Source organism: Thioalkalivibrio sp. ALE25, from assembly GCF_000377285.1.
Classification (GTDB): Bacteria; Pseudomonadota; Gammaproteobacteria; order Ectothiorhodospirales; family Ectothiorhodospiraceae; genus Thioalkalivibrio.
The window spans coordinates 1-16536 of the sequence record NZ_KB897932.1; the positions used below are offsets into that span (position 1 = coordinate 1).

Below are 16536 nucleotides of genomic sequence, written 5' to 3' on the forward strand. Positions count from 1 at the left end.
GGGCAGGGCTCCTCCAGGCGCCGCGACGCGAACTCCGCCAGGCGGCCGTCCAGCCCCCGGTTGATGGTCGAGATCGCCGAGGCCGAGAACCCGTGACCGCACAACTCCTCGGTGATGGCCTTGACCTTGCGCGTCGACACGCCCTGGACATACATCTCCATCAGGGCCGAGACCAGCGCCTTCTCCGAGCGCTGATAGCGCTCGAACAGGCTGGTGGAGAACTGGCCGTTGCGGTCCCGGGGGACCCTCAACTCCAGCTTGCCCACGCGCGTGATCAGGGTGCGCGGGTAGTACCCGGCCCGGTAACCCAGGCGGCCCTCGGTGCGCTCGCCCGGTGCCGCCTGGAGCTGGTCGCTCATCTCGGCTTCCAGAACCTGCTGGACCGCCTCGCGCACCAGCGTGCGCATCAGTTCCTCGTCTGTCCCCAATAACGCTCGCAGTGACGTGCGATCCGCAGTAGCCTGGCTCTTGTGAGTGGTCATGGTCTCGCCCTCCTTGAGGGGTTCCGGTGGTCGCTAACCAACCCGAATACCATGGCCGCTCACCTCCTGCCAGCTTCTGCACATAACTCAGCACACTACTCAATCTCCAGAATCTGGCACCCATCCACCACTCGAACCTGCAACGAGCTTCCCCCCTCCCTCATCCCGGCAACGGCGCAGCGGTTATCCGGGATCTCCACCGCCGAAGGTGGCACAGCCGTCGGGGGCATTCCGGCGCCGGAGATCCCGGCTCTCCACTTCGATACGGCCGGGATGACGCCAAAGGGGCCGCGGCACGAATGACAGCAAAGGTGCCAGCGGACCGTGGATCTGCGGCTGGCTGATGCGGGCACAACGAAAAAAGCCGGACCCGCTGCCGGGCCCGGCTTAACTCAACATCACGCTTGCAGGTCTACGAAGCCCTCAGGCCTTGTCCGCCAGCCCCGTCCCGCCGAGCTCCTGCTCGGTCTGGAACTGCTCCACCAGGGCCAGAACGGCCTCCGGCGGGATCTGGCGGATCACCTCTTCGCGTTCTCCGTCCATCACCGTGATCACCGTTCGGCCACTACTGTCGTCCACACTGAACTCCAGCGCCCGCTTGGTGGATTGCAGGTAGGAATTGATCGACTCGACCACCTGATTGACCTCGTCCATATCCATGGCCTCGATCGCCGGTCCGGTGGAGCCACGAGCCGAAGATTCCGTGCTAATGCCCGTACGCGCAACGGCCTCCGGCCGCCCCTCGCCACGAACAAAACCCGCACCGGGACCCGGGACCTTGGCCCCCTCCCCCCCGCGCGGGTTCACTGCAACCAACGGTGATGTGATATTGCCAATTCCATCACTCATATCGCTGTCCTCTTCAGAAGGGGTGGATGGCGCTCGCGCCATCCACCCTCAACCAGAAGCCCGAGTGATCGAGCTTACTGCAGCAGGGCCAGCACGTTCTGCGGAACGGCGTTGGCCTGCGACAGCACCGAGGTACCCGCCTGCTGCAGCACCTGGGCGCGGGTCAGCTCCGCCGTCTCGGATGCAAAGTCGGCATCCATAATGCGCGAACGGGCGGCCGAGAGGTTCTCCGAGGAGATCTCAAGGTTGGCGATGGTGTTCTCGAATCGGATTTGCACCGCACCCAGCTCCGAACGCAGACCGCTAATCTGCTGGAGGGCCGCGTCAATCGTACCGATCGTTTCGGTGGCATCTTCGCGGCTCGCCACGCTGACACCATCGAGGGTATTCACATTCACGTCGCCATCCAGAGCCAAGACTTCCGCATTAGTGCCACCAACATCGATACCGTCCGCCGGAGAAGCACTCAATTCAATTGCACGAAGATAAGTTTCCTCTCCGTCATTGCCGAGATCTCCAAAGCTGAAGTCAGTCCCACCGTCCACATCAACCGCGATATCATCACCACTCCCGGTAAGGACCAATTCGCCGTCGCCATCAAACGATGCCGTAACGTTGGTTTGTGCGCTTTCGGCATTAATCGCATCCAGTATTTCCTCGTCAGTAGCGCCATCAGCGATCGTAATATCAACTTCATTGATCGTTACAGTCGCGCCACCGGTGGAATCGATTGCGCCAATCGTCTGTACAACTTCCTCGGCGCGTGCTGCGGATACGCCAGTATCATCAGTCGCAGCATTGATCGCCGTAACGACATCATCAAGGTCTTCCGCTGAACCAAGATTGATGGTGCGTTCATTAATGACAATATCGGTTAGATCCAAGTCCCCGTCGTCGTCTGGCAGGTCAGACAGAAGGAGACTCTCCCCACCAAGGCTAGCAGTACCCAACTGGGAGCCGCGCGCATCTACACCGTCGACCGAAATGGTCTGGTTCTGGTTGGCGCCCACCTGGAAGACCAAGTCTTCCAGCTCGCCATTAAGGATGTTTTCCCCGTTGAACTCAGTGGAGTTCGCAACCCGGTTAATTTCCTCTACCAGTTGCTGAACCTCGTTATTCAGTGCCTGACGATCGGAAGAGGAATTGGTGTCGTTAGCGGCCTGCACAGCAAGCTCGCGGATTCGCTGCATTGCATCCCCAATCGTACCCAGCGCACCTTCTGCAGACTGGGCGAAGGAAATCCCGTCATTCGCGTTGCGCGCGGCCTGATTCAGGCCGCGGATCTGGGAGGTGAAACGCTCGGAAATGGCCAGGCCGGCCGCGTCGTCCTTGGCGCTGTTGATACGCAGGCCCGAGGACAGACGCTCCAGGCTCTGAGCCAGCGCGCCCTGGGAGTTGCCCAGATTGCGCTGCGCGTTCAGGGAAAGAACGTTGGTGTTGATTACTTGGGACATGATCGCTCTCCTGTAGAGTCGTTCGTCACCGCCTCGGGCGGTTCTGGTGAACGGGCCAATCCCCGCTCTCAGGACCCTTAACGACCTGCCCTACAGAACCTTTAGCCCATCGTTGAAATTTTTTTCACCGCGGGTGGCAAATCGTTGCCGCCCGCACCGCATGCGCCCTCCAACCCGCCACAGCCACGCCATCATCCACACCAAACACCCCGCCGTCACCCCGGCCACAGCGCAGCGGAGAGCCGGGACCTCCAGACGCCGGACCAGACTCCAACCGACGGGCAGCCCGCACTGCAGAGATCCCAGATAACCGCTGCGCGGTTTCCGGGGTGACGGTTCTGTGGAAGAAAGTTACGGAAACGGGGACCACGGGCCGGCCACCCCAGGGTAGCGACCACATCCCGTCATTGCGAGGAGCCGCAGGCGACGTGGCAATCGGCTGCATGTGGCAAGCCGTTTGATTCCCGCACACTTGCTCATTCCGAGCGATTGCTTCGTCGCTGCGCTCCTCGCAATGACAGGGGTGTGGTGGATTCGCGGCGGGTTCGCAGGATGACGGTGGTGGTTGGAGGCGAGACGGTTCGGGTATGTGACCCAGGGCCTTGATATACTTGAGCGATGCGCCTGAGCGACGAACAACAGACGGTTATCCGCGAGGAAGTGGCCCGTGCATTCGGGCCGGATGCAAACGTGAAGCTATTCGGCTCGCGCGTGGACGCTACCGCACGCGGTGGCGACATTGACCTCTACATCGAGGCGGACGGCACCCCGGATGAACTGCTGGACCGGCAACTTCGACTGTACGTCGCACTGCAACGCCGTCTGGGCGAACGCCGCGTGGACAACGTGGTGCATCCTCGAGGCACCGCGCGCCGCCCCATCGATACGCATGCCGACTGCACGGGTGTCGCCCTGTGACCGTCACGGCGCCACCGCAGCGGCTCGCGCGGCTGTTTGATCTGGTGGATCGTGAGGACGAGCACCTGCTCGGCGTTTCAGAGGCTTTGTACACAGGCCCCGGAACTCAACCTTGGCTCCGCACCACCCACGCAACGCGATAGCCCCCACCGCCGGTCCCGCTCCTGTAGGAGCCCAGCCCCCTGGGCGATTTCCTTAATCAATGCCAGATGTCCGACCCGATCGCCCAGAGGGCTGGCCTCCTACAAGTGTTGCCCCGACAACGGGGGCTCAGATCAGCCAGGTGGTGCCGATGCGGTGCTCGGGTGTGGCGCCGGGGATCAGGTCCATCAGGGCCCAGCCGAAGATGAGGGTGATGAAGGCGCCGCAGAAGACGGTGGCCACGAACAGGCCGATGCGGTTGCCGCGGCGCAGCCCGAGGATGCCACGCAGCGACCAGTACAGCAGCCACAGCGAATACAGGATCAGCAGCAGGCTGATGCCGTTGCCCCACGGCCAGGGAAAGGCGGCGGCGACCTTGGCGACCCAGGCCGGGAGCAGGCCGATACTGACCGCCAGCATGGCCCGGTCCGGGTCCCCGCGCCCCTGGAAGAGTTCGGCCAGGTAGTGCGCGGACCACGCCAGGCCCAGCACACCGATACTCATGGCAAGCACGCTGTAGACGCCAAACCCCCACACCCCGGGCATCGCCTCGGGCGGCAGACCGGTGGGAATGATCTGGTACAGGACCTGACTGATCACCACGCTGAGCAGCAGGACCGGTAAGACAAGTCGCAGGAAGGTCTGCCACCAGGGCGGCGCCTGCTCGATCGCCTGCGCGTCACGCACCGCGCCCAGAGGGTTGATGAGCGCACGCGACGTCCAGCGCAGTGGGTTGAATTGGCCGCTCACGGTCATTTCGAGAGTATGTGGCAAAAACATGACCATCACATGACACACCGACACACTCATCGCTGGTGGCATAAATGATACCATTTCGACATGAAGGTGGTCTTCGATACCAACGTCTTCGTCGGCGCCTGTATGGGCATCGGCCCGGCGAATCAAGCCATCCGTGCTTGTATCGAAGGGCGCGTGACGCCCGTTATGGGCACTGCCTTGTTCCGGGAGTACGAGGATGTGCTGGGTCGCTCGGAGCTTTTTGAAGGGAGCCTGCTGGAGACCGCCGAACGGGAACGGTTGCTGGATATTTTCGCCGCGCGGTGCATGTGGTCACGAATCTACTTTGGATGGCGACCCAACCTCCGTGATGAAGGCGATAATCACCTGATTGAACTCGCGGTAGCGGCCGGCTGCCAGATGATTGTGACGCGCAACCAACGCGATTTTGTCCAGATGGACCTGCAGTTTCCGGAGATTCGTATCCTCGATCCCGCCGAACTGCTGAAGGAGATCCGCACATGACGGCTTTAACCGTACGTTTGCCTGATGAGAAGTACGAACGGCTGAAGGCGCTGGCGCGCGAACGCGGGACCAGCGTGAACCGCCTTGTGGACGAGATGGCCACGTTGATGATTGCTGAACACGATGCGGAAACTCGTTTCCGAGTGCGCGCCCAGCGTGGTCAGGGCCGGGAACAGGAAGGTCTGGCACTGCTGGACAAGGCGATGGGAGGGCCCTCGCCGGATTGAGGGCTAGTAAAGCCCGAGCGCCAGCACGAGGATGACCAGCACGGAGGTCTCCACCAGCTCCAGCGTGGCACCGGCGGTGTCGCCGGTGAAGCCGCCCAGCCAGTGTTTCAGGAGGCGGGTGGCACCCCACATCAACGCTCCGGCGGCGAGGAGGGCCACGATCACGCCCCACAGTCCGGACACCAGCCCCAGCACCAGTACCAGCAGGGCCGCGACACCAACGGTGCCCTTCGCGGCCCGGTGTGGCAGGTGCTGCGCCATCTCCGCGCCCAGCCCCACCGGGTTCACGTAGGGAGTGGTCAGAAACAGCACCGGCGGCACCAGGCGCGCCAGCACGATGGCGAGCAGGACGGCAATCCACGCACCGGCTTCCACCACGGCCACCAGTGCCGTGCCCTTCAGCGCCAGTATCAGGATCAGCGCGGCGACAGCCATGGGACCGCAGGCCGGGTCCTTCATGATCCCGCGGGCGCGCTCCGGATGGCGTTGCCCCCCGACCCAGGCATCCACCGTGTCCGCCAGACCGTCCAGGTGCAGTGCGCCCGTCAGGGCCACCCAGAATGTCAGCACCAATGCCGCGACAAGGAGCGTCGGCGCGCCGGGAATGGCGGACAGCCCGATGCCGACGATCACCACGATCAACCCCAGGATGAGCCCGACCAGTGGATAGGTCAGTACCGAACGCCCCAGATCCTCGGGGCGCGGCTCCAGCGCGGGGGTCGGCAGGCGTGTGAGGAACTGGATGGCCAGCCAGAGGGGCGTCATCACGGGGTTCATGCAACCCCTCCGTCATTCCTGCCGGTAGGAGGCCAGCCCTCTGGCCGATGGGGCGGCATTTTCCCGATCGGCCAGAAGCGAGCCAATACCGAGTTCATACGGCCCCCTCCGTCACCCCTAGCTGTAGGAGGCCAGCCCCCTGGCCGATGGGGCGCTGGCATAGTTCCGATCGGCCAGGGGGCTGGCCTCCTACGGGGATCCTGCCCGTTCGCGCGGGCAGCGAAGCCCCTGCCAGAGTCGGGCGCGGGCCGGGGCTTCGCGTGCAAGCACGCTCCCACAGAACCGCACGCAAGTGCCCGGGCGCGGGTTGGCTCGGGCTCCTGTTGCAGTGCGGGATGGGTAATCATCAGTAGACCTGCCATGGCTCGACAATATGCAGGGACGCGAGCGGGACGTCGATAGTCAGGAGTTTTTCCAGCGGCCAGCCCTCGTGCAGGGCGCGGATCAGGCGGATGACACCCCCGTGGGCGATCACGAGGACCTGCTCCCCTTCGTTGGGCGCCAGATCATTCCAGCCGGCGACCACACGCTCGCGAAACGCTCGAAGCGACTCGCCATTGGGCGGCGCATGATTCAGCGGGTCTTCCCAGAAACGGCCCAGGGCATTGGCCTGCGTCTCCATCAGCGCTGCCGCCGTTCGGCCTTCCCAGTCGCCGAAGTCGAGTTCGGCCAGGCGTTCGTCCACGGCGAGTGGCACGCCTGCCTGCTCGGCGAACGCCTCGGCAGGCCCGAGGCATCGCATCAACGGCGAGCAGACGACGCGATCCCAGTCGGCGTCACGCGCGAGTGTCTCGCGCATTGCGTGCCAGCCTGCTGCCGTCAGCGGGACATCGCTGCCACGCCCACAAAACCCCTGGCCCGTCGTCTCGCCGTGCCGCAGCAGGCCGATACGTGTCGCGTCCGTGCTCAACTGCCCTCCCCGCTCACACCCGCCTCGGCGAAAGTCGCCATCCCCGAATGCAGCTCGCAGGCCAGGCGCAGCAGGGGCACGGCGGTGGCCGCCCCGCTCCCCTCGCCCAGGCGCATGCCGAGATCGAGCAGTGGCTCGGCCGCCAGCGCCTGCAGCAGTCGCTGGTGGCCCGGCTCCGCCGAACTGTGGGCGTAAAAGAACCACTCCGCGGTGCCCGGGCACAGGCGTTCCGCCACCAGCGCCGCCGAGGTGCTGATGAAGCCGTCCACCAGTACCGGCAACCCGATCTGTGCCGCGGCGATATAGGCGCCGGCCAGGCCCGCGATCTCGAAGCCACCCAGACAACGCAGGCTGCCCAGCGCATCGCCGCGCACATCGACGTGAGTGCTCAATGCCTGCTCGATCACCTCGGCCTTGTGGCGCACGCCATTGGCATCCAGACCCGTGCCGGGCCCGGCCAGATCGGCCGGCGGCAGGTCCAGCAATGAACAGGCAAGTGCGGCGGCCGCCGTGGTATTGCCGATGCCCATCTCGCCACCGATGAACAGTTGCGCCCCGCCCCTTCGGGCGCGCTCGGCGCACTGGCGGCCGGCGTTCAGCGCGCGCTCCAGCTGCGCCGGCATCATCGCCGGTTCGCGGGCCAGGTTGGCGGTGCCGGGACCCAGATTGAGTTGCTGCACGCCGCTGACGGCCGGTGGCTGAGCCACGGTACCCAGATTGATCACCTCGATGGACGCGCCCAGGTGCCGTGCCAGCACCGAGATTGCCGCGCCGCCGTTCGCGAAGTTCGCGACCATCTGCGCGGTCACCGCCTGGGGGAATCGCGAGATCCCTTCGGCGACCACGCCGTGGTCACCGGCGAACACCGCGATGTGCACCTGCTCCAGCGTCGGTTGGCCCACGCCCTGCATGGCGGCCAGGCGTTCGGCGATCGCCTCCAGCTGGCCCAGTGAGCCGGGCGGCTTGGTCAGCTGGGCCTGCCGCTCGGCCGCTGCGCGGCGCGCCTCGGCACTCAGGGGCGCCGGCGGCACCTGCAGCCAGTCACAGTCTTCGGTCACATGTTCTCCCTATTCGATCCGTCTTCGCGGGCAAGCCCGCTCCCACAAACAAACTCGCTCCCACAAAGGCATGTGCGACAGCCCTGTGGGAGCGGGCTTGCCCGCGAACCCTCGTCACCCTGGCTACAGCAAAGCCCGCCCTGGATCACAGCAGGTCACCCTTGAGCACATGCGGGAGACCGGCGACAGTGAGGACCACGCGGTCCATCTCGGGGGCCAGGCGCTGGTGCAGCCAGCCGGCCTCGTCAGCGAAGCGGCGGGACAGCGCATCCATGGGGGTAATGCCCATCCCCGTCTCGTTGGAGACGAACACCAGCGTGCCCGGCAAGCCCGGGATCGTCTCGATCAGGGCCTCGCGCTCGCGTTCGATCCGGGCCTCGTCATCGGTGCACAGGAGCTGGGTCAGCCACAGGGTGAGGCAATCGACCAGCAGGCACTGGCCCGGGCCAGCGGCCTGTTCCAGTGCCCGCGCCAGTCCCGTGTCCGCCTCGACCAGGCCCCAGTCGCCGGGGCGGTCGGCACGATGACGCTCGATCCGGCGCGCCATCTCGGCATCGTCGGCCCGTGCCGTGGCGACATAGGTGACCGGCCGGCCGGATTCCGCCGCCAGGCGTTCGGCCAGCCGGCTCTTCCCGGAACGCACGCCGCCCAGGACCAGGGTCTTCATGCCACCGGCTCTCCCGATTCCGCCCGCAGCAGGGTCAGTACACGCTTCATGTCCAGGTGTTCCTCCAGCGTATCCGCCAGGCGTGCAAGACCGCGTTCGCGCGCCGCGGCCAGGTCTTCTCCCTGTCCCAAACCGGCCCGCATACCCGCCCAGTGCAGCAAGGCATCGGCGGCCTCCGAACGGTCGAATACGCCATGCACGTAGGTACCGGCCACCGTACCGTCCTCGCTGCACGCGCCATCCGGCCCGTGCGCCAGATGCAGCAGCGGCTGCTCCAGTCCGGGCCCGGTCGTGATGCCCGCATGAATCTCGTAGCCTTCCACGCCTGCCTCCCGGCCCAGCACACGATCCCCGTGAACACGCTCCAGACGCTTCTCGGGGGCCAGGCGGGTCTCGATATCGAGCCAGCCAAGCCCCGGCGTGGAACCGGTCCGGCCCTCGACGCCGTCGGGGTCGTGCACGGCGCGCCCCAGCATCTGAAAGCCCCCACAGATGCCCAGCACCTTGCCACCGTAGCGCACATGCCGTTGCAGCGCGGCCTCCCAGCCCTGATCGCGCAGCCAGACGAGGTCGTCGGGCACCGACTTGGAGCCCGGCAGGATCACCAGATCCGCCGGCTGCAACGACTCGCCGGGCCCGACAAACCGCAGATCCACCGCCGGGTGCAGGCGCAGCGGGTCGAAATCGGTGTGGTTGGAGATGCGCGGCAGGGCCGGCACGACCACCTTCAGCGCATCCGTAGCCTTCTCCGGCACCGCCTCGCGCGGCAGGGCGTCCTCGGCATCCAGATAAAGCCCGTGCAGGTACGGAATCACGCCGAGCACCGGCTTGCCGGTCTCCTGTTCCAGCCAGTCCAGCCCCGGCTGCAGCAGGCTGATATCGCCGCGAAAACGATTAATGACGAAGCCCTGAACCCGCGCACGCTCGGTCTCGCTCAGAAGCGCCAACGTGCCCACCAGATGCGCGAAAACCCCGCCCCGGTCGATATCCGCGACCAGGATCACCGGGCAGTCCACCGCCTCGGCGAAGCCCATGTTGGCGATATCGCCCGCGCGCAGGTTGATTTCCGCCGGCGAGCCCGCGCCTTCCACCAGCACGTGGTCGTACTGATCGGTCAGGCGCCCGTGCGACGCCAGCACCGCCTCGCGGGCCACCGGCTTGTAGTCGTGATAGGCCCGCGCATCCAGTTCCGCCGCGGGCCGCCCGTGGATGATCACCTGCGCACCCTCGTCCGAGCTGGGCTTGAGCAGTACGGGATTCATGTCCGTATGCGGTTCCAGGCCGCAGGCGGCGGCCTGCAGGGCCTGGGCCCGGCCAATCTCGCCGCCATCGGCGGTGACGGCGCTGTTCAGCGCCATGTTCTGCGGCTTGAACGGCACCACCGACAGTCCGTGGCGATAAAGCACCCGCGCGAGCCCCGCCACCAGCACGCTCTTGCCAGCATCCGAGGTCGTCCCCTGCACCATCAGCGTCGTGCCCGTCATGCCCGCTGCAGCCCCGCTTCGAGACGCTGCCACTCGGCCGCGTCACCCGGCAGGCCAAACCGAAGACTCCCGGGCGCATCGAATCGACGCACCAGGATGCCCTGCCGGCCCAGATGGTCCTGCCAGCCCGCGGGATCCTCCACCCGGCACCACTGAAACAGCGCGGTGCCGCCGGTGGGCGCCAGCCCGTGCGCACGCAGCCGTTCCGCCAGGCGCTGGCCGCGCGCCTGCAGGAGGCTACGTGTCTCGGCCTGCCAGGCACGGTCGGTCAGCGCCCGAGTAGCAACCCAGCGCGAAGGTCCGGCGAGGCCCCATGGACCCAGTCGGGCGGCCAGCTGCGCGCGCATCGCGTCGTCGGCGATCACGAACCCGACCCGCGCGCCCGCCAGCCCGAAGAACTTGCCGAGAGAACGCAGCACCACCAGGCCTTCGCGCGGAGCGTCCTGCGCGAGACTGGCCCTCGGCGTCACATCCACGAAGGCCTCGTCCAGGATCAGCCAGCCACCACGCGCCGCCAGTTCCGCATGCCAGGCCAGCAGGTCCGCACGCTCGAAGCACTGCCCGGTCGGGTTATTCGGGTTGACCAGCACCAGCACGTCCAGCTCGGGCAGCGCGGCGGCGATCGCCTCGCCACTCAGCGGGCGTACCGTGTGTCCGGCCTCCCGCCAGGCCCGGGCGTGCTCGTTGTAGCTGGGTTCGAGGATGCCGACGCGCGCCGTATCCGGGCGCAGCGCCGGCAACAACTGGATCGCCGCCTGCGAGCCGGCGACGGGCAAAAGGGCCGCGGTGCCGTAATAGTCGGCGGCCGCGGCCTCGAGCCCGTCATCCGGTTCCGGCAGCCGCGCCCAGACCCGCTGCGGGACCTCGCCCACGGGATAGCCATGCGGGTTGATGCCGGTGGAGAGATCCAGCCACTCGGTTGCCGGAATGCCGTAGCGCGCAGCTGCCTGGCGCACGCCACCCCCGTGCACCTGCACGAGCGCCCGGGATTCGGGCATGGGAGCCTTCTGCGGATCAGAACAGGACAACGACAATCACCCCCACCACGATGAATGCCATCCAGATCGCCAGCGCCCGGTCCACCAGCGCCACCGCCTGGCGAATGCCCGCGGCATCGGCCAGACGGCCCATGCCCAGGCGCGGGCGCCACTCGCGCTGGCCGCCATAGGGCGCCGGGCCGCCCAGCACCACCCCGAGCGCACCGGCCCCAGCGGCCATCACCGGCCCGGCATTCGGGCTCTTCCATCCGGCGGCCTGTTCACGCCAGCACTGCAAGGCGTCCCGCCCGCGCCCCGCCAGGGCATAGGCCAGGGCCGTCAGACGCGCCGGGATCAGGTTCATGGCGTCATCCAGCCGCGCGGCCGCCCAGCCGAACGTGGAATACCGCTCGTTTCGGTACCCCCACATCGCATCCAGGGTGTTGACCAGCCGGTAGGCCACCACGCCCGGTGCCCCGGCGACCAGGAACCAGAAGATCGTGGCAAACAGCGCATCGTTGCCGTTCTCCAGGACCGACTCGATGGTCGCCCCGCTCACCCCGCGCACGTCCAGGGCCTCCGTGTCCCGACTGACCAGCATCCCCACGCCCGTGCGGGCACCGTGCAAATCATCCGTCTCCAGGGCCCGCGCGACCACCTCGGCGTGTTCGTCCAGGCTGCGCCAGCCGATCGCCAAGGTCAGGATCGCCAGCGACAGCAACCAGCCCCAGGCCAGCGACACCCCCAGAGCGGCCAGCGCCACCCATGGCAGGACCAGCGCCGCGAGCAGCAACGCCCCGCGCAGGCGACTGGGCGCATGCCAGCGGGACTCGGCCCAGGCCGCCAGCCGACCGAACCCGGCCAGCGGGTGGAACCGCCGCGGATCGCCGAACAAGCGATCCAGGATCAGGGCGCCCATCAGGATCAGGAAGGCGCTCATGCGCTGTCGGATCCGGTCCGTTCGTCCGCCCCGTGTCCGGTGCCTGCCGCATCCTGGTCGGCTGCCAGCTCGCCGCGCACGCCCCAGCGATCCTGAAAGACCAGTTCTTCCAGGGGCCGCCGGCGATCCCAGCCCGCGGTCTCCAGCATCGGCCGGTCGTAGAAACGCTCCACATGGCCGAGGCACAGCACCGCGATCGGATAGCCGCCCTCCGGCATGTCCAGCTGCCGCGCCAGCCAGTCCGGATCGAACAGCGAGACCCAGCCCATGCCCAGCCCCTCCGCGCGGGCGGCCAGCCACAGGTTCTGGATCGCGCAGGCCGCCGAGCACAGGTCCATCTCCGGTAGCGTACGGCGCCCCAGCACATAGCGTTCGCGGTCGTCGGTCAGGGCCACGACCAGCAACTCCCCCGCCTCGCGGATCCCTTCCAGCTTCAGGCGGTGCACCTCCGCCGCGCGCTCCCCGCAGGCCTCGGCGGTGCGGGCCTGCTCGTCCGCGGCGTGGGCATGCAGGGCCTCGCGCAGCGCCGGGTCGGTTACCCGCAGGAAGCGCCAGGGCTGCATGTACCCGACGCTGGGGGCGCGGTGGGCGGCCTCCAGCAGCCGGCGCAGCGTAGCGCGATCCACCGGATCCGGGCGGAAATGGCGCATGTCGCGGCGTTCCCCGATCACGCGATAAACCGCCTCGCGCTCGGCCGAGGCGAACGCGTTCGGATGCCCTTCTGTCGGTTTGGGATCTGGGTTCGTCATGCGTTTCCGTCGGGGCGACGGCACGGCGAAACCACGAAGGAACGGGCACCGCAGATAGTGCCCGTGCCCTCGATCGTTGCCCGCCGCACGATCGCAGGATGCGTCATCACCAGGCCGGTCTCCGGGCTTGCGAGCGTCGGCGGGTGCCGATGCCGCAGACGCCTTCCCGTGACCCGTGGGGACACAGTGGCCAAGCCTGCGGTGTGGTTCGCCGCTCACTTACCGTTGCGGGGGCAGCGCCGGATTGGCACCGGCTTCCCGTTTCACCTGCGCATTGCAGGCACCTGATACTAGCCGCCGTATGATACGCGTTCGGCGCGCCCCCGACCAATTTGGGCACCAAACCATCTTGTGCATGCTGCTATGATGAAACGCTTTTGCGGCTTGCGCGCACTACCGCAGACGTCCTCCATTCGACCTCGCAACAGCGCCACAACCACCGGATTTTTATGAATTTCAAGACCCTCGGACACTCCTCCGCCCTGCTCGTCGCGACGTTGCTTTGCACCGCGCCGGCACTGGCCGACCCGGTCTCGGTGACCGACGATGACGGTCACGAGATCCGGCTGGAACAACCCGCCGAGCGCATCGTCAGCCTCGCCCCGCATATCACCGAGGTGCTGTTCGCCGTCGGGGCCGGCGACAAGCTGGTGGGCGCGACCCAGCACAGTGACTTCCCGCCGGAGGCGGAGATGCTCCCCCGCGTGGGCGGCTACAGCCGCATCGACATGGAGCGCGTCGTGCAACTGGATCCGGACCTGGTCGTCGCCTGGCGCAGCGGAAACTCGCAATCCCAGATCGAACACCTGCGCGAGCTCGGCTTCCACGTCTACGTGTCGGAGCCCCGCAGCTTCGACGGTGTGTCCGCCAGCATGCGCCGCATGGCACAGCTCGCCGGCACCGAGACGCAGGGCGACGAGGCGGTGCGAAGCTTCGAGGAGGCGATCGACACCCTGCGCCAGGACTACGCCGAGCGCGACCCGGTACGCCTGTTCTATCAGGTGTGGGAACAACCCCTGATGACGGTGAACGACGACCACCTGATCAGCGAGGCGATCCGCCTGTGCGGCGGGGTGAACGTATTCGGCCACCTGGATCGCCTGGTCCCGCGCATGGATCGCGAGGCGGTCATCGAGGCCGACCCGGAGGTCATCATTGGCGGCGGCATGGGCGAGGATCGCCCCGACTGGGTCATCGCCTGGACGCAATGGGAGGACATGACCGCGGTCCAGCGCGACAACCTGTTCTTCATCCCGCCGTCCCTGCTGCAGCGCCATACCCCGCGCATCGCCGAGGGCACCCGCCTGATGTGCGAGGAGCTCGAGCGGGCCCGACTCCGCCGGGTGGACTGACCCCTCGTGACCCGCGCCTTCCTCCTTGCCGCCGCGGTCCTGCTGCCGGCGTCGCTGCTGGCGGTGCTGATCGCGCTGGCCTTCGGCAGTGTCGCGATCGCGCCCGGCGACCTGCTGGCGGTGATGCTCGGCGAGGGCAGCCGCCTGCACGACACGCTGGTGCTGGAGCTGCGCCTGCCGCGCGCCTTGGCGGCCTTCGCCGCAGGCGGGTTGCTGGGTCTGGCCGGCGCGCTGATGCAGGTGCTGCTGCGCAACCCGCTGGCCGACCCCTACGTGCTGGGCCTCTCCGGCGGCGCCTCCGTCGGCGCCCTGCTGGCGATGCTCGCGGGCCTGTCGATGTTCTCCGTCTCGCTGGCCGCGTTCGCCGGTGCCCTCCTGTCCACGGTGATCGTGTTCGGCCTGGCGCACGGTACCGGCAGCTGGACCCCCACGCGCCTGCTTCTGACGGGCGTGGTGGTCGCGGCGGGCTGGGGCGCCATGATCAGTTTCCTGCTCGCAGTCAGCCCGACGGCCGAGCTGCCCGGGATGCTCTACTGGCTGATGGGCGATGTGTCCCACGCGCGCAACCCCTATCCCGCCTGGATCCTGCTGGTGCTGGTCGTGTTCCTCGCCCTGCCGCTGGGCCGCACGCTGAACGTGCTCGCGCGCGGCCCGATGCAGGCCGCGGCACTCGGGGTGGCGGTGCGCCCGGTGGAATGGAGCATCTATGTCGCCGCCGCGCTGATCACCGCGACCGCAGTCATGCAGGTCGGCGCGGTCGGCTTTGTCGGGCTGATCGTGCCGCACATGCTGCGCCTGGTCTTCGGCAACGACCAGCGCGTGATCCTGCCGGCCTCCGCGCTGGGCGGCGGCATCCTGCTGACGCTGGCCGACACCCTCGCCCGCACCATGATCGCCCCGGAGCAGTTGCCGGTCGGCGTAATCACCGCGATGCTGGGGGTCCCCGTGTTCCTGTTCCTGCTGTACCGGAGCCGCTGATGGCACCCCGTCCACCCATCGCCCCCGCCCACAGCCGGCCGCATGAAGCCCCGGGCCTGGGCGCGCGCAGCGTCCACCAGAAGCCGGGCCCGGATACGCTGCTTGCCACCCACGACCTGGTGATCGACATCCCGGGGCGCGCACCCGGCGCCCCGCTGGAACTGACCGTCGACCCCGGGCAGTGCTGGGGCATCCTGGGCCCCAACGGCGCGGGCAAGAGCACGCTGCTGCAAACGCTCGCCGGCCTGCGGACCGCACGCGCCGGCACCATCGAGGTCCGTGGCCAGGCAATCACCCGCCTGCCCCGCGCGGAACTGGCGCGGCGCATCGGCCTGGTCTTCCAGACCCACCACGACGGCTTCCCCGCGACGGTGCTGGAGACCTCGCTGATCGGTCGGCACCCCTACCTGCGCCCCTGGGACATCGAGACCTCCGAGGATTACGCCCGCGCCCGGGCCGCCCTGGCGGAGATGGACCTCTCCGACCTGGAGCACCGCATGGTGGACACGCTCTCCGGGGGCGAGCGGCAGCGCCTGGCCATCGCCACCGTGCTGACCCAGGACCCCAGCCTGCTCCTGCTGGACGAGCCCACCAGTCAGCTGGACCTGCATCACCAGGTCGCCGTGCTGAACCGCGTGCAGGGCATCGTTGCCCAGGCGCACCGGGCCGCCGTACTGGTCCTGCACGACGTCAACCTGGCCGCGCGCTACTGCGACCATCTGCTCCTGCTGTTCCCCGACGGCCAGGCATGCTGGGGCCCGACCGCCACCATGCTCGTGCCCAGTGCCCTGGAACGCCTCTACAACCAGCGCCTGAGCGTAGGCGAGGTCGACGGCCTGCCCGTGTTCCTGCCGCGCAACGAGTGACCGCCATGGAATTCTTCCGCAATCTGCCCGCGACCCTGGATGCCGAAACCTTGCAGCGGCGGCTGAACGTCCCCGCCCTGCCCGCTCACAGTGATGCCATCGACACGCTGATCCAGGACAACGGTCCCGATGCCGGCGTGGTCTACTGCCTGTGGGGCGAGTTCCGGGTGCACCGCGAGGTCATCAACGGTGGCGTGCGCCTGTCCCTGCCCGACTGCCCCAACGGCCTGGCCTGGACGCTGACCACCGGGCACCCGCCCGACCCGCAGGCCGTCGTCCTGCACCTGACCATCAACCGTCAGGAACACGATCCCGATTTCATCGAGAGCCTGGAGGCGTTTGCCGATTCCTGGGATCTGTCCACCGCCTGACAAAAGGCCCCATGACGGGAAACGATGCAATTTTCTTTTCGTTTCATGGTCGGTATGGTGCAGACCTGTTGCG

Annotated in this window: 19 protein-coding genes and 1 riboswitch; of the genes, 7 read left to right on the forward strand and 12 right to left on the reverse strand. The window is 67.4% G+C overall.

The window, feature by feature from the left end; all coding sequences use genetic code 11:
* From C996_RS0108055 to C996_RS14835, 3 genes are all read right to left on the reverse strand, one after another.
* A partial coding sequence (locus tag C996_RS0108055) for an IS256 family transposase (protein ID WP_026279265.1) occupies positions 1-482 on the reverse strand: 482 nt, incomplete at its 3' end.
* 423 nt (positions 483-905) lie between these two features.
* On the reverse strand, positions 906-1142 hold the full coding sequence (locus tag C996_RS0108060; RefSeq protein WP_018866945.1) for a flagellar protein FlaG: 237 nt from the start codon (positions 1140-1142) through the stop codon (positions 906-908).
* A 263-nt stretch (positions 1143-1405) separates the two neighbouring features.
* Entirely contained in the window at positions 1406-2785 is a 1380-nt protein-coding gene (locus tag C996_RS14835; RefSeq protein ID WP_018866946.1) for a flagellin, read from the reverse strand.
* A gap of 618 nt (positions 2786-3403) precedes the next feature.
* Here C996_RS14835 and C996_RS0108070 point away from each other — a divergent pair.
* The gene (locus C996_RS0108070) at positions 3404-3703 is read left to right on the forward strand and encodes a hypothetical protein (protein WP_018866947.1); all 300 of its coding nucleotides are present in this window, start codon (positions 3404-3406) and stop codon (positions 3701-3703) included.
* 270 nt (positions 3704-3973) lie between these two features.
* Here the strand turns inward: C996_RS0108070 and C996_RS0108075 are convergent, their stop codons facing one another.
* Positions 3974-4600 (reverse strand): YIP1 family protein, encoded by a 627-nt coding sequence (locus C996_RS0108075; protein ID WP_018866948.1) that lies wholly within the window; start codon positions 4598-4600, stop codon positions 3974-3976.
* Between the two features lie 84 nt (positions 4601-4684).
* Here C996_RS0108075 and C996_RS0108080 point away from each other — a divergent pair, with 84 nt between their 5' ends.
* Together C996_RS0108080 and C996_RS0108085 are read left to right on the forward strand one after the other, a co-directional pair.
* Complete coding sequence (locus C996_RS0108080; protein WP_018866949.1) at positions 4685-5107, forward strand: putative toxin-antitoxin system toxin component, PIN family; 423 nt, start codon at positions 4685-4687, stop codon at positions 5105-5107.
* A 17-nt stretch (positions 5108-5124) separates the two neighbouring features.
* On the forward strand, positions 5125-5334 hold the full coding sequence (locus C996_RS0108085; RefSeq protein WP_018866950.1) for a hypothetical protein: 210 nt from the start codon (positions 5125-5127) through the stop codon (positions 5332-5334).
* 3 nt (positions 5335-5337) lie between these two features.
* Here the strand turns inward: C996_RS0108085 and cobS are convergent, their stop codons facing one another.
* The 8 genes from cobS to bluB form a co-directional block, all read right to left on the reverse strand.
* Positions 5338-6111 carry an adenosylcobinamide-GDP ribazoletransferase gene (gene cobS, locus C996_RS0108090; RefSeq protein ID WP_018866951.1) on the reverse strand — a complete coding sequence of 258 codons (774 nt, stop codon included), beginning with the start codon at positions 6109-6111 and terminating at the stop codon, positions 5338-5340.
* A 346-nt stretch (positions 6112-6457) separates the two neighbouring features.
* Positions 6458-7021: a histidine phosphatase family protein gene (locus C996_RS0108095; RefSeq protein WP_026279250.1), complete on the reverse strand. Its 564-nt coding sequence runs from the start codon at positions 7019-7021 to the stop codon at positions 6458-6460.
* On the reverse strand, positions 7018-8079 hold the full coding sequence (cobT, locus tag C996_RS0108100) for a nicotinate-nucleotide--dimethylbenzimidazole phosphoribosyltransferase (RefSeq protein ID WP_018866953.1): 1062 nt from the start codon (positions 8077-8079) through the stop codon (positions 7018-7020). Before cobT ends, C996_RS0108095 begins: the two co-directional genes overlap by 4 nt.
* Positions 8080-8224: 145 nt before the next feature.
* Positions 8225-8746, reverse strand: coding sequence for a bifunctional adenosylcobinamide kinase/adenosylcobinamide-phosphate guanylyltransferase (gene cobU, locus C996_RS0108105; RefSeq protein WP_018866954.1), 522 nt, complete (start codon positions 8744-8746; stop codon positions 8225-8227).
* Positions 8743-10230 (reverse strand): cobyric acid synthase, encoded by a 1488-nt coding sequence (locus C996_RS0108110; protein WP_018866955.1) that lies wholly within the window; start codon positions 10228-10230, stop codon positions 8743-8745. The genes cobU and C996_RS0108110 overlap by 4 nt, the downstream gene beginning before the upstream one ends.
* Positions 10227-11228 (reverse strand): threonine-phosphate decarboxylase CobD, encoded by a 1002-nt coding sequence (gene cobD / locus C996_RS0108115; RefSeq protein ID WP_018866956.1) that lies wholly within the window; start codon positions 11226-11228, stop codon positions 10227-10229. The genes C996_RS0108110 and cobD overlap by 4 nt, the downstream gene beginning before the upstream one ends.
* 16 nt (positions 11229-11244) lie before the next feature.
* Positions 11245-12147, reverse strand: a complete 903-nt coding sequence (gene cbiB / locus C996_RS0108120; RefSeq protein WP_018866957.1) for an adenosylcobinamide-phosphate synthase CbiB — start codon at positions 12145-12147, stop codon at positions 11245-11247.
* On the reverse strand, positions 12144-12896 hold the full coding sequence (gene bluB, locus C996_RS0108125; protein ID WP_018866958.1) for a 5,6-dimethylbenzimidazole synthase: 753 nt from the start codon (positions 12894-12896) through the stop codon (positions 12144-12146). The genes cbiB and bluB overlap by 4 nt, the downstream gene beginning before the upstream one ends.
* A gap of 94 nt (positions 12897-12990) precedes the next feature.
* Positions 12991-13199, reverse strand: a riboswitch (cobalamin riboswitch).
* A 146-nt stretch (positions 13200-13345) separates the two neighbouring features.
* Between bluB and C996_RS0108130 the strand changes: the two genes are divergently transcribed.
* Genes C996_RS0108130 through C996_RS0108145 form a run of 4 tightly spaced genes read left to right on the forward strand, consistent with a single transcriptional unit; the run spans position 13346 to position 16463 of the window.
* A complete protein-coding gene (locus C996_RS0108130) occupies positions 13346-14248 on the forward strand; it encodes a cobalamin-binding protein (RefSeq protein ID WP_018866959.1) in 903 nt (300 codons plus the stop codon).
* A 6-nt stretch (positions 14249-14254) separates the two neighbouring features.
* Positions 14255-15226, forward strand: coding sequence for an iron ABC transporter permease (locus tag C996_RS0108135; protein WP_018866960.1), 972 nt, complete (start codon positions 14255-14257; stop codon positions 15224-15226).
* Positions 15226-16092 (forward strand): ABC transporter ATP-binding protein, encoded by an 867-nt coding sequence (locus C996_RS0108140; protein ID WP_018866961.1) that lies wholly within the window; start codon positions 15226-15228, stop codon positions 16090-16092. Before C996_RS0108135 ends, C996_RS0108140 begins: the two co-directional genes overlap by 1 nt.
* 5 nt (positions 16093-16097) lie before the next feature.
* Entirely contained in the window at positions 16098-16463 is a 366-nt protein-coding gene (locus tag C996_RS0108145; RefSeq protein ID WP_018866962.1) for a hypothetical protein, read from the forward strand.
* The last annotated feature ends 73 nt before the right edge of the window (positions 16464-16536 follow it).

Excerpts from the sequence above, each read along its gene's own strand:
- C996_RS0108060 (WP_018866945.1), bottom strand. The coding sequence starts at position 1,142 with ATGGATATGGACGAGGTCAATCAGGTGGTCGAGTCGATCAATTCCTAC.
- C996_RS14835 (WP_018866946.1), bottom strand. The coding sequence starts at position 2,785 with ATGTCCCAAGTAATCAACACCAACGTTCTTTCCCTGAACGCGCAGCGC.
- C996_RS0108070 (WP_018866947.1), top strand. The coding sequence starts at position 3,404 with ATGCGCCTGAGCGACGAACAACAGACGGTTATCCGCGAGGAAGTGGCC.
- C996_RS0108075 (WP_018866948.1), bottom strand. The coding sequence starts at position 4,600 with ATGACCGTGAGCGGCCAATTCAACCCACTGCGCTGGACGTCGCGTGCG.
- C996_RS0108080 (WP_018866949.1), top strand. The coding sequence starts at position 4,685 with ATGAAGGTGGTCTTCGATACCAACGTCTTCGTCGGCGCCTGTATGGGC.
- cobS (WP_018866951.1), bottom strand. The coding sequence starts at position 6,111 with ATGAACCCCGTGATGACGCCCCTCTGGCTGGCCATCCAGTTCCTCACA.
- cobU (WP_018866954.1), bottom strand. The coding sequence starts at position 8,746 with ATGAAGACCCTGGTCCTGGGCGGCGTGCGTTCCGGGAAGAGCCGGCTG.
- C996_RS0108110 (WP_018866955.1), bottom strand. The coding sequence starts at position 10,230 with ATGACGGGCACGACGCTGATGGTGCAGGGGACGACCTCGGATGCTGGC.
- cobD (WP_018866956.1), bottom strand. The coding sequence starts at position 11,228 with ATGCCCGAATCCCGGGCGCTCGTGCAGGTGCACGGGGGTGGCGTGCGC.
- cbiB (WP_018866957.1), bottom strand. The coding sequence starts at position 12,147 with ATGAGCGCCTTCCTGATCCTGATGGGCGCCCTGATCCTGGATCGCTTG.
- bluB (WP_018866958.1), bottom strand. The coding sequence starts at position 12,896 with ATGACGAACCCAGATCCCAAACCGACAGAAGGGCATCCGAACGCGTTC.
- C996_RS0108130 (WP_018866959.1), top strand. The coding sequence starts at position 13,346 with ATGAATTTCAAGACCCTCGGACACTCCTCCGCCCTGCTCGTCGCGACG.
- C996_RS0108140 (WP_018866961.1), top strand. The coding sequence starts at position 15,226 with ATGGCACCCCGTCCACCCATCGCCCCCGCCCACAGCCGGCCGCATGAA.
- C996_RS0108145 (WP_018866962.1), top strand. The coding sequence starts at position 16,098 with ATGGAATTCTTCCGCAATCTGCCCGCGACCCTGGATGCCGAAACCTTG.